This window comes from Leyella stercorea, assembly GCF_019052365.1.
Classification (GTDB): Bacteria; Bacteroidota; Bacteroidia; order Bacteroidales; family Bacteroidaceae; genus Prevotella.
Window position 1 is genome coordinate 1 of the sequence record NZ_JAHQUY010000167.1, and the last position, 1,230, is coordinate 1,230.

Consider the following 1,230-nt stretch of genomic DNA (forward strand, 5'->3'; position numbering starts at 1 on the left):
ACGACAAGCCCATTGGCAGAATTAAGTATGCACTAAATTAATTCCGCCAACAGGTTAGTACATAAACTTGTAGTCCTATCTTGAATGGGAATATAGGTAAGGTCTATATCCACTGAATACCGTGGCAAATTCTTATGGAACAGATTAATGGCTGTTCCACCATGCACGGCAAATTCCTTGATACGATATACAGACGGCATAATTCTTATCAATAATGCGACCTGCTTCTTGTACTTATCCCTCATATTCTTCTAAATCTTTTGGAATAGTCATGTTATATTTACGATTAAATGTACCATTGGTAGCAGCTTGGATTTTCCCAGTCCCGACATCTATCTTTTCGGGATGCAGTTCTTCGAACCAAAAATGACCTGCCTTTTCAGCCATATACAGAAACATCCTCTTTACTCTGTTGTTGTCCAAAGTTTCCAACAAGTGCTGTACAACATCAGAACGTAGGGTGGTCAGTTGCTCCATAACATAGTACAGATCCATGTAGCTGTATGACTTTGGAGCCAAGATTAGACACTCCAAGAACGCTTGTTCTGGAGAAGAAACATATAACGTGCCACTGTCCGTAACTCTTTCTATTGTCTCTGTATACGAGAAGGCATTTGTGTGAAACACCCGGAAGGTAGCATCATAGACATCACTTTGCATCCATAATGGTGTCTTGAACGTTGGTGCTGCCACCATCAGAACAGGCTTTCCCATTGGTACATAATGGTTGAACCCCGTATATTCCAAGGCAGACATTGCAGCCACTCTGAGGGTGCCACCCATCTGTTTGTTATATGACGCTATGGCATCATAAGCATTCAAACGGGCACCAGTGCGACACATCACACCTTTGCATATAGCTGTCAACCATCCAGAGTCTCTGTATTTCTTTTGCAGTTGGACTGAATAGCCTTTCTTCTTCAGACAATCAGCAAATAACAGCCCTGTCGGTGCGGTATTGGCAAGCAGTTGGTTTATTTTTGTTCCGTATAATACACTCATAGTTTATTGCAAAGCTAAATATTCAACTGCAAAGATAGATATTTTTATTCTTCCTTGCAAGAAACGAGTTAGAAAAAATGCCTTGAAATAAACAAAAAGTATATTTTGATGCATAATTACCAACCAAAGAACTTGCCACCATCATCACAAGTTTTCTCCAAATCGGATTTGCTCCACAACGTTCGTTTGCGGCGTTTCTTCGTTTTGTCGTGTTTTGCAATGACAAGC

The 1,230-nt window shown here is 40.6% G+C and carries 1 protein-coding gene and 1 pseudogene; both read right to left on the reverse strand.

Going from position 1 to position 1,230, the window contains the following annotated elements; genetic code table 11:
• Positions 1-62: 62 nt before the first annotated feature.
• Positions 63-245: pseudogene (locus KTQ90_RS13395) on the reverse strand (nucleotidyl transferase AbiEii/AbiGii toxin family protein); the annotation flags it as partial.
• A complete protein-coding gene (locus tag KTQ90_RS13400) occupies positions 235-1,002 on the reverse strand; it encodes a type IV toxin-antitoxin system AbiEi family antitoxin domain-containing protein (protein WP_217318837.1) in 768 nt (255 codons plus the stop codon). The gene KTQ90_RS13400 and the pseudogene KTQ90_RS13395, both read right to left, overlap by 11 nt.
• Positions 1,003-1,230 lie beyond the last annotated feature (228 nt).